The 8,511-nt window shown below is 69.3% G+C and carries 14 protein-coding genes; all 14 read right to left on the reverse strand.

The window, feature by feature from the left end:
• Nucleotides 1–998, reverse strand: a 998-nt coding sequence (locus BMZ69_RS30475) for a hypothetical protein (protein ID WP_139219315.1), incomplete at its 3' end; no start/stop codon positions are given.
• Nucleotides 999–1,007: 9 nt separating this feature from the next.
• The gene (locus BMZ69_RS30480) at nt 1,008–2,219 is read right to left on the reverse strand and encodes a phage tail protein I (RefSeq protein ID WP_092163770.1); all 1,212 of its coding nucleotides are present in this window, start codon (nt 2,217–2,219) and stop codon (nt 1,008–1,010) included.
• The gene (locus tag BMZ69_RS30485) at nt 2,212–3,135 is read right to left on the reverse strand and encodes a baseplate J/gp47 family protein (RefSeq protein WP_092163771.1); all 924 of its coding nucleotides are present in this window, start codon (nt 3,133–3,135) and stop codon (nt 2,212–2,214) included. Before BMZ69_RS30485 ends, BMZ69_RS30480 begins: the two co-directional genes overlap by 8 nt.
• Entirely contained in the window at nt 3,132–3,527 is a 396-nt protein-coding gene (locus tag BMZ69_RS30490; RefSeq protein WP_092163772.1) for a GPW/gp25 family protein, read from the reverse strand. Before BMZ69_RS30490 ends, BMZ69_RS30485 begins: the two co-directional genes overlap by 4 nt.
• On the reverse strand, nt 3,527–3,769 hold the full coding sequence (locus BMZ69_RS30495; protein WP_139219316.1) for a hypothetical protein: 243 nt from the start codon (nt 3,767–3,769) through the stop codon (nt 3,527–3,529). The genes BMZ69_RS30490 and BMZ69_RS30495 overlap by 1 nt, the downstream gene beginning before the upstream one ends.
• 14 nt (nt 3,770–3,783) lie before the next feature.
• Entirely contained in the window at nt 3,784–4,053 is a 270-nt protein-coding gene (locus BMZ69_RS30500) for a PAAR domain-containing protein (protein WP_092163774.1), read from the reverse strand.
• Nucleotides 4,053–4,532, reverse strand: coding sequence for a hypothetical protein (locus BMZ69_RS30505; RefSeq protein WP_092163775.1), 480 nt, complete (start codon nt 4,530–4,532; stop codon nt 4,053–4,055). Before BMZ69_RS30505 ends, BMZ69_RS30500 begins: the two co-directional genes overlap by 1 nt.
• Entirely contained in the window at nt 4,529–5,122 is a 594-nt protein-coding gene (locus tag BMZ69_RS30510) for a hypothetical protein (RefSeq protein WP_092163776.1), read from the reverse strand. The genes BMZ69_RS30505 and BMZ69_RS30510 overlap by 4 nt, the downstream gene beginning before the upstream one ends.
• Entirely contained in the window at nt 5,119–5,601 is a 483-nt protein-coding gene (locus tag BMZ69_RS30515; RefSeq protein ID WP_175507058.1) for a phage virion morphogenesis protein, read from the reverse strand. The genes BMZ69_RS30510 and BMZ69_RS30515 overlap by 4 nt, the downstream gene beginning before the upstream one ends.
• Nucleotides 5,598–6,041 (reverse strand): DUF1320 domain-containing protein, encoded by a 444-nt coding sequence (locus BMZ69_RS30520; RefSeq protein WP_092163778.1) that lies wholly within the window; start codon nt 6,039–6,041, stop codon nt 5,598–5,600. The genes BMZ69_RS30515 and BMZ69_RS30520 overlap by 4 nt, the downstream gene beginning before the upstream one ends.
• A complete protein-coding gene (locus tag BMZ69_RS31965; RefSeq protein ID WP_210188132.1) occupies nt 6,038–6,499 on the reverse strand; it encodes an Acb2/Tad1 domain-containing protein in 462 nt (153 codons plus the stop codon). Before BMZ69_RS31965 ends, BMZ69_RS30520 begins: the two co-directional genes overlap by 4 nt.
• Nucleotides 6,500–6,692: 193 nt before the next feature.
• Nucleotides 6,693–7,031, reverse strand: coding sequence for a hypothetical protein (locus tag BMZ69_RS30530; RefSeq protein ID WP_092163779.1), 339 nt, complete (start codon nt 7,029–7,031; stop codon nt 6,693–6,695).
• 81 nt (nt 7,032–7,112) lie between these two features.
• Nucleotides 7,113–8,048: a major capsid protein gene (locus tag BMZ69_RS30535; protein WP_092163780.1), complete on the reverse strand. Its 936-nt coding sequence runs from the start codon at nt 8,046–8,048 to the stop codon at nt 7,113–7,115.
• A gap of 34 nt (nt 8,049–8,082) precedes the next feature.
• A partial coding sequence (locus tag BMZ69_RS31835; protein WP_210188133.1) for a capsid cement protein occupies nt 8,083–8,511 on the reverse strand: 429 nt, incomplete at its 5' end.

An 8,511-nucleotide genomic window follows, 5' to 3' on the forward strand; every position in this document is an offset into this window, starting at 1 on the left:
TCGTAGGCATACTGCGCCAGGCTCATCTCGCCGACGCCGCCCTTCACGATGCGCGAGCCGATCTCGTCATAGGCCGGCAGCAAGATCCCGGTGCCGGAGACCTTCACATCCGGATTGTAGGGGTTGAACAGCGCGAGCTGGTGCTCATCGACCGCGGCCGTCGGGAAGCGCAGCCCCTCCTCGGTCTTGGCCGCATAGCCCGGAACCGTCGTGTCCGAGCGCGAGGCGTCCAAGAACGAGTCGCTGCGATAGGCGACGAAGGCCGAAGGAAGATCGTTCTTCTCCTTCAACTCGGCGACATCCTGGGCGAGCGCATAGACCAGGCCCTGGTTCGAGAGGCTGCCGAGCTGCGACTGGATGCGGGCGAGCTCGGTGCCGAGCGTGTCGATCTTCGGCGAGACCTCCTCGCGCCAGTCCTCGAGCGATGAAACTCGGACGGCGACGTCGCCGAGATTGTCGAGCAGCGCTGCGTCGTTGCGCGTGATCGCCTCAATGCCCGAAGCCGCCATGCGCACATAGGCGAGGATGACGGCCGTGCTCTCGATCACCGGATTGACGGGCGAGACGGCCTCGATGCCGGCGACGGCCTCCAGCCGCGCATGCCGGAACGTCTCGGTATTGACCTGGCGCGGCTCTTTGACGCCGGTCTCGGCGTCGATCTCGTAGTCGCGCGTCTCCAGATTGGTCTCGATCTCTTCCGGCCAGGCGACGATCGCGACGATGCGCTTCTGCAGGCCGGGCTTGAGGCTGTTGAGGTCGAGCGTCACGCCGCCAGGATCGTCGGAATAGTAGCGCTTGCCGTCGAACCAGAGCCGGCCGGCGCCGACGTTGACCTGCGTCGCCGAGCTCGCCGTCACCGGAAAGCCGGTGAAGCGGCGGCCTCTCTGGATGGCGTCATAGGCGATATCGTCGTCGGACTTCTTGATGTTGACGACCATGCCGTCGAGGTCGTCGTCGGTGACCTCATAGGAATCGCGGAAGATGGGGCTGAGTTTCACGTGACGCTCCTAGAGGTCGGTGATGAGGTCGCCGAGGCGGTGGCTGCCGTCGAGCGGGATACCGTCGCCGGCGGTGACGGGGCGGTGCAGAGAGGTGCGGATCAGAACGCGATCGCGGCCGAGCTTGGCGGCGCGGGCCGCGGCGAAGACGTCCTGAAGCTTGCTGTCGTCGAAGCCGCGGGCAGCCATCGGCAGTGAGCGCCCGACGACGAAGCCGCCATGATGCTTGCGGCTGGCATCGACCGTGAGCCGCAACGTGAAAGCGGCCTGGCGCAACTTGCTGCGGCCGAGGATCCAGCCGCCCGGCTTCGACGGCCTTGAAACCGCGCCCTTGGCCGGATCGTAGATCCTGATGCTGGAGTAGACGTGGTCGGCCGCCCGCGAGGCCCGCAGGATCATCGGCAGCGTGCCGCCCGGCGCGAAGCCGCCGGGCAGTGTGTGAGCCGCGGCGATGCGCTCGGGCTCGATCGAGATCGGCTGGCCGGGCAGCAGCAGGTCGGCGCGCGACGCAGCGTCCCCATAGCGATAGCTGCGGCTCTCGGCGGTCGAAGCGCGCGGGACGAAGGCTTTGCCGAGGATCGCGGGCAGCGTAAGCCGCCGCGCCGTCGTCGGCAGCATCACCCGGAACAGGCCGCGCGCGAATTCGCCGGCGCCGACATCGACCCGGATCGGCACCGGCCGCTCGACGCCATCGGCGACGATGGTGGCGCGCTGGCCGCCATAGGCTGAGGCGATGCTCCTGCGGAGGATCGTGCGGCTTCCGAGCCAGGGCTGGCCGACGACGAGCAGGCCGCGCGGTGGCGTATGACGGTTGCGGCGCGGATAGACCCGCAGCTCCGGGAATTGCTCGCGCCAGGCCCGGCGCTCGGCCTCGGTCCAGGGTTGGCGCGGGAACAGGCCTTGCGGCGGCGCCAGGAACTCGACCAGGCGCGCGTCCATGATCTCCAGCATCGCGGCGAAGGTCGTCTCGACGCCGCGCCGGCGCGACAGGGCGATCCAGCGATCGGTGACCGAGCGCTTCTTGCTCTCGGTCCAGCCGTCCTTCCAGAGATCGACGGACCGGCCGGCGGCCAGATACGGCAGGAGCCGGGCCGGGATGCGCCAGGCGTCGTCGAGCGTGTCGAGCAGCGCGACCGGCGGATCCCACCACTCGGCAACGGCTTCGCTGAGCGAGCGCCAAAAGCGCCGGGCATTGTCCGGAAGCTGCGACGATTCAGCCATGGCCGGGCACCGTGACTGTGAGGATCGGCGTTTCGAACTCGACGACGCCGTCAGGCCCCGGGTCGATCGCGGCCGAAGGCGAGGAGAGCGTCACCGCCGCAACGCTGTCGGTCACCAGCACCGCGTTGAGTTTCGAGAGCAGCACCGTCCTGCCGATCCGCCGCCGATCGGCGGCATAGGCATCGTGACGCCTGATCACCTCGGCCTTCACCAGATCCGGCGATGGCCCCGCAGGTATTGAAAGATCGGCGACGACACGCGTCGTGATCCGCGTCGCCGCGCGGACGCTGACAGTGTCGGTCCCGAGTTTGACATCGCGGCGCAGCAAGAACTTGCGAGCGAGGTCGACCTGCTCGGCCTCGTTCTCGCCGCCGAGCAGCACCACCAGGATCTGGCCCGGGCCGACCAGGCCGGAGGCGTGGTTCAGGGCGCGCGCATCGACGAGGTGAGGAGCGGCTGTCAGAGCCCAGAATTCGTAGCCGCCGAGGGTGCCCGGTGTGCGAGCGTCCGGCGCGAGCAGGATGCGCCGCTTGAACCGGTCGTCGGCCTCCCAATCCTCGGGATGGCTGGCGAACGGGCGCGGATCCTCGACCAGGGCCAGGCGGGCCAAACCGAGATCGGCGTAATGAGTGGCGGCGAGATGGTCGAGCGCAGCGCCATGCGACGTCACGATGATCAGGCGCTTGCCGGCGTCCTCGATCTGCTGGAGCGTCAGCATCTTGCGGAAGCTGAACTCCTGGGTCAGCGAGATCACCGGGTCGGTTTCCAGCGTCTCGACATCGAAGGGCACGCCATTGGCTTCGAAGCGTGCCTTGACGCCGGCGAGGAGCGCGATCTGCTCGGCCTCATAATCGATCTCGACCAGCCGGAACGCGGGCAGCCGGGTCGGGTCGAGGGCTTCGGCGATCCTGCTCATGCGACCTCCGCCATGCGGAAGCCGTTGTCGTTGGCGGCCAGGACGGCGCTGCGCGTCTCGCTGATCGAATAGTCGCCGAGATGACCACGCGGGTAGAAGATGCCGCTGATCTGGAAGGCGAAGATGCCGTCCGCCCCGGACCGCGACAGCTGGATCGTGCGCAGCCGAAAGCCGGGCTCATAGGCGCGAAGCGCCGCGGCGACGGCGGCATAGACCTGCATGATCAGGAGCGGCGTCGCGTTGCGGTCCTGCAGCTCCGGCACGAGCGAGCCGAAGGCCCGACGCATGACGCGCGACCCGATCCGGGTCGTCAGAATGACCGCGATCGACTGGACGCAATGCGCCCAGCCGCTCAACGGTTTCCCCGTCGTCGCGTCGAAGCCGTGGCGCATCAGGCTTCAACCGGCTTTGAAGCGCCCTTGCCGGGCGAGAGCGGTGCGGCGACGACCGGCCTGTCGGCCTTCTCGATCGCGCCCTGCAGCTCCTCGTATTTCGCCTCTTCCTCGGTCAGGTAGAGCACATGGCCGACCTTCGGCGCGCGATTGCCGTCGCCGTCCTGGACGGACGGGACACGCTGGCCGGCGACGAAATAGCCGGCGAGCTCGGTGGTGCGGTAGGCCTTCTTCTCGGTCATCGGATCGTCCTTCATCACGTCACTTGAACCCAGGCGCGGCCGGTCGTCGGATGGCCGCAGTTCGCGGCGTGCCCTTCGCGGCACACCGGAATTCCGTTGATGGTGAGCCAGTCGCAGCCCTCGGCCATGACCGGCGCAGTATCGTGCGGCGGGCCCAGCGGATGAGGCTCGACCGGATCGCCGAGAACCACGACGAGCTTGCCGTCGACGCGCACGAAGCCCTGGCCGCCGGCGAGCTGCGTGCCGCCGGCCGAGTCCTCGACCTCTACGGTGATGCCGCCCATCAGCCCTGCTCCATGGCGATCGCGCCGGCCTTGAGCGTGATCTTGCCGCCGCCGAGGGTGATCGAGACGCCGCCGACCGAGAGCTTGATTTCGCCGTCCTTGATGGCGACCGTGGCGTCGCCGATGGCGATGACCTTGCCGTCGCTTTCGGCGGCGCCGGGCGACGGGTGATCGTCGACCGGGCCGCCCGGCAGGATCCGCGAGTGCTTGCCGAGCTCGCCGCCAGGCGAGAAGACCAGGACCGGCTGGCCCTTGCCGATCTTGGTGAAATCCGAGACGCCGGCGCCGCCCTTGCCGGAGTGCGATGCCTGGTTGAGGAACGGCGAGGAAAAGGGCTTGCCGCCGTCGACGCCCGCATCGTCGAAGCGAACCTTGGTCTTGGCGCCTTGATTGGTGTCGGCGGTCCCGACCATGATCATCATCGAAAGGCGCCGCTCCAGCGCCGCCAGCCGTTTACGCAGATCGCGCTCGCCGCTCATGGCTCGCTCCCTTCCGGCGGCGTCCAGCCGATCGGCGGCGGCTCGGCCGGGCCATCGCCCAGCGCGACGGCCTGCAGAGCCCATTGATCGTCCAGCACGCGCCGCACCAGAGGCCGCGGCACCTGGTACTGGCGCAGGGTCCAGCTGACCTCCATCAGGGCGATGCACAGGCCCTGTTTCGTGGTCTGCTCGCTGGCGACGACGAGCTGGTCGCCGAAGGCCGCGGCGGAGAGCTTGGTGAGCCCGACATAGGGATCGGCCATCAGCGCCGCCGTGGCGCCGTCGAGCAGGCCGAGGGCGGCGATGTCGGCCGAGGCGACGGCCGGGTTGCTGCGGCCCTCGCGGCCGGCGACGACGACGATCGCGACCGACAGATCGAGGTCGCTGCCGCCGTCCGCGAGCAGCACCGGCTTGGCGCGCAGCAGGCAGACGCGAGCATAGGGCGCCCGCTGCGAATCCTTGAGGAGATCGGCGAAGTCGTAGCGATCGAGCTCGGCGCGAGCATCCGTGAAGAGGCGGGCATCGTTCTCGCGCCTGGCGGCCGAGAGCACGGCGGCGACGGCGCTGAGGAGTGCGGCTGTGCGGCTCATCCGAACAGCCTCCGCAGATAGAGCACGGCGGCCTGGACGAGCTCGGCCCTGTCGTCGGCGGAGAGGCCGATATAGGGCCGCGCCGGCATCGTCACCTTCTTGGCGAAGACCAGGCGGTTGCCGATGCTGAAGGCGAGCCGCGATGCCGATTTCGGCACGATCGTGCCGCCGAACTGATGGATCGCGGCATAGATGAGGCCGGAGCCGATGACGGCCTGCATGCCCGATACCGCATAGTCGATCGAACGGGCGAGCGCTCCGCTGCGATGCAGGATCGGCGTGCGGCCTTCGCTGTTCGGCGCCCAGGCCGCCCCGTCCGGAGACGGGCCGCCGGCGATGAGGCGTTCGCGCACCGATTCCCGGATGAGGCGGGCGAGCGCTTCGAGGAGCTGCTCGCCCTGAAACGGGTTGAGCCGGCCGAGCAGGGTCTCGATCGAGCCGAGCCCGGAGACATCGATGGAGACCTGCAGCGTGCTCACAGCATGTCTCCGCCGGCGGGCCAGCGGCGCTGGTCGGCCGAGAAGGAGGCGCCGGAGGTCGAGCCCTCCGAGACCGTGCCCTCGGCCGCCGGCTGCAGCAGATAGGTGTCGAGCTCGACGAGGTCGACCTTGCCGGCCGCGAGCTCGCGCAGGAACTCCAGGCGCAGCTTCGCCCGCTTCTCGATCTGCTCGCTGATCCGGTCGCCGGCGGGCGCGAGCTGCCAGCAGGCGATGTCGATCGCGCACTGCATCAGCATCTGTGAGGCGCCGGCCGGCAGCGGCAGGCGATAGCGCTTGCGCAGATAGGGCTCCATCTGGCGCGCCGCCGCGTCGAGGGCGCGGCCGACCGCGACGTCGAGATCGACGTCATGGGCGACCAGCGTGGCGAGATGGGACGCCCCGTAGATCGCCTCGATGTCTGCGCGCGTCGCGTAGGTCACAGCGTGCTCGCGTCGCCCAGCGTGTCGATGTCGCCCTTCAGCCGCTCAGGCCGAAACACGGCGCGGTTCACCGCCATGAACCCCTGCTCGATCTGCGAGCGGCCGATCGCCAGCCAGCGCTGATCGACGGTCAAGTCTCCCTGCAGAGCATCGAGCATGCGCAGCAGGAGCTCCTCCATGCGCTTGTTCGCGTTCACCGTCGCGACGGCGCCTTCCGTCTGCGGGCGGTATCCGGCGACAGGCAGTCCCCGATGGGACGCTACCGGATCCGCGGCGACCTCAGTCGCCGGCTGCACCTCATGGACATGCAGGTCCGCGCCGCTATGGACATAGAAGGTCCGCTCGGTGCTGGGCTCGACGGTGACGGGCTCACCGATGGTCCTGCACGAGGCCGGGTCGACCTGCATGACCGTGACAGGCCAGCCGTGGTTCGCCTTGACGATAACTGTCGTGGTCATTGGCCTCTCCAAACGAGCAAGGAGCCGGGCGTTTCACCCGGCGGACCGAGCTGGCGGCCTCCACCCGGATCCGCCGGGACGTTCGATGGTGTGCGGGCGGCGGGCTGAACCCCTGCACCGATCCGGCGATCGGGCTCCCACCGGGTGCCGGGGGCCTCGCGAGCCGTACCGGACCGCCCCTCGGGGTATCTCGTCAGGCCCTGGAGCCGGCCTTTGCGTAGGCATCGGCCGCGGCACGAATCTCGTCGTCGCTCGGCTCGAAACCGAGCTCGGCGGCGATGCGGCGCCGGGCCTCCGCGCGCAGCTGGCCGCCATTGGTGAAATCGCCCACGGCCAGACCCGGCACGATCGCCAGAACCGCCGCGAGGCGCTCGTCCTCGGAGGGCGGCGGAACGTCGCCGATCGGGTCGGGCTCGATCGCGCCGGCCGCGATCAACGCGAGGGCGGACGCGTCGAGCTTGGCCTCGCCGCCGGGCGCGACCGTCTTTCCGGTGTCGTCCAGCACGTTCCATTTCGCGCGGTAGAGCTTCATGGCGATCTCCTGTCCTCACCGCTGCCCCGGCCGGAGGTGGACGGGGCAGAACGTCAAGACAGCCGGCAACCCGGAAAGCGATCAGCTCAGGCTGATCAGGAAGCCGGCCCGGCGGGCGACGATCAGCTCGCGCACGCTCTCGCCGGAGCGGACGATCTGGCCGCCATGCAGGCCCATATCGACCGTCTTGGTGCCGGCGACGCGGGTGCCGTGAACCGCGGTCAAGCCGAAGGTCAGGCCGCCGGTCTCGGTCGTGGCGCTCCGGTCAATGAACTGACCGCTGATGGTGTTGCCCCATGTCCGCTGCATCGTCGGAGCGAGCCCGGGACGGGCGACGTTGACGCGGCCGGACCCGACCAGGATGCGGCCGACCTCGAAGGCCTCGGCGACCTCCTGCCGGGTGAGCCGCCCGCTCGCCGTGGTGGTGCCCTTGACCGCCTGGACCGCCTTCGGGTGCTTGCGGAAGGCGCGCCAGGCGGCATGGCCGAAGGTGAGCTGGTTCGGCTTCATCCAGCAGGCGTCGAGCATCGCGTCGATGCTCTCGAACGGGTCGGCCGCGGCATCGAAGAAAGCGGCTGCGGTCGCGGCGAGCTTCTGGTCGGCGTGATAGGCCGACGCGTCGGTCACGGTGGCGGCGACGCGGATCTCGCGATCGAGCAGCACGATATTGGTGGCGAGCTCGGTCGCGCGGTTGCGCGGGTTGTAGCCGGCACGCTCGGCCTCGGCGATCGTGGGGTTGTCGAGCGGGATGTCGATGCCGAAGTCGACGACGCCGGAATCCTTCTGCTCGCCCTGAAGCTCGACCTGATTGGGCGCCGAGCGATTGCCGACCCGGGTATCCGGCACCGAGAACATCTCGCTCTCGGGATATTCGGTCCATTTGAAGCTGCGCCCGCCGACCGGCACGCGCGGCAGAACCTCGTCGGCGATCATGACGACGTCGGGATTGCGATAGGCGATCGCGATCGCGGTCAGCGACGCGTCGGTCTGGAATTGCTGGTTGTCGAGCTTCGCCATGGGGGCCTCTGGTCAGTGCGCCGCGATCGGCGGATCAGGAGTTGGCGGCGTTGGAGAGCGCGCCGGGCTGGATATGGACCGGCACGAGCTCGCCCAGCGCCGTGGACACGCCGAAGGCGGTCCCGATGATCTGCTGGGTGACGGTCGCGGCCGGAGCGGCGGCGATGACGCGGCCCTCGGCGTCGACGGTGAGCCTGACGCCCTGAGCGAAGGGCGCGCCGGCCTCGACGGTCTGGACGTCACCGAAATAGACGTCGACACGCTCGCCGGCGGCGACGGCGCCGATGACGCCGGTGACGCCGATCAGCGTCTTGGCGGTCGCCGAGGCAGCGGTCTCGACCTGCCCCTCGGTCGCGGCGAAGGCGACAACGCGGCGGGGCTTGATCGCGCCGGCGGCGGTGAAATTCTTGACCGGGCCGAATTCGTTGCGGTTCACGCCGCGCCTCCCTGGATATGCGCGACC

This window comes from Allobosea sp. CRIB-10, from assembly GCF_900112185.1.
Taxonomy (GTDB): domain Bacteria; phylum Pseudomonadota; class Alphaproteobacteria; order Rhizobiales; family Beijerinckiaceae; genus Allobosea.

What these genes read in the sequence shown, in the direction of transcription:
- BMZ69_RS30490 (WP_092163772.1), bottom strand. Translation starts at nt 3,527, where the DNA reads ATGCGCCACGGCTTCGACGCGACGACGGGGAAACCGTTGAGCGGCTGG.
- BMZ69_RS30505 (WP_092163775.1), bottom strand. Translation starts at nt 4,532, where the DNA reads ATGAGCGGCGAGCGCGATCTGCGTAAACGGCTGGCGGCGCTGGAGCGG.
- BMZ69_RS30500 (WP_092163774.1), bottom strand. Translation starts at nt 4,053, where the DNA reads ATGGGCGGCATCACCGTAGAGGTCGAGGACTCGGCCGGCGGCACGCAG.
- BMZ69_RS30510 (WP_092163776.1), bottom strand. Translation starts at nt 5,122, where the DNA reads ATGAGCCGCACAGCCGCACTCCTCAGCGCCGTCGCCGCCGTGCTCTCG.
- BMZ69_RS30535 (WP_092163780.1), bottom strand. Translation starts at nt 8,048, where the DNA reads ATGGCGAAGCTCGACAACCAGCAATTCCAGACCGACGCGTCGCTGACC.
- BMZ69_RS31965 (WP_210188132.1), bottom strand. Translation starts at nt 6,499, where the DNA reads ATGACCACGACAGTTATCGTCAAGGCGAACCACGGCTGGCCTGTCACG.
- BMZ69_RS30495 (WP_139219316.1), bottom strand. Translation starts at nt 3,769, where the DNA reads ATGACCGAGAAGAAGGCCTACCGCACCACCGAGCTCGCCGGCTATTTC.
- BMZ69_RS30485 (WP_092163771.1), bottom strand. Translation starts at nt 3,135, where the DNA reads ATGAGCAGGATCGCCGAAGCCCTCGACCCGACCCGGCTGCCCGCGTTC.
- BMZ69_RS30530 (WP_092163779.1), bottom strand. Translation starts at nt 7,031, where the DNA reads ATGAAGCTCTACCGCGCGAAATGGAACGTGCTGGACGACACCGGAAAG.
- BMZ69_RS30480 (WP_092163770.1), bottom strand. Translation starts at nt 2,219, where the DNA reads ATGGCTGAATCGTCGCAGCTTCCGGACAATGCCCGGCGCTTTTGGCGC.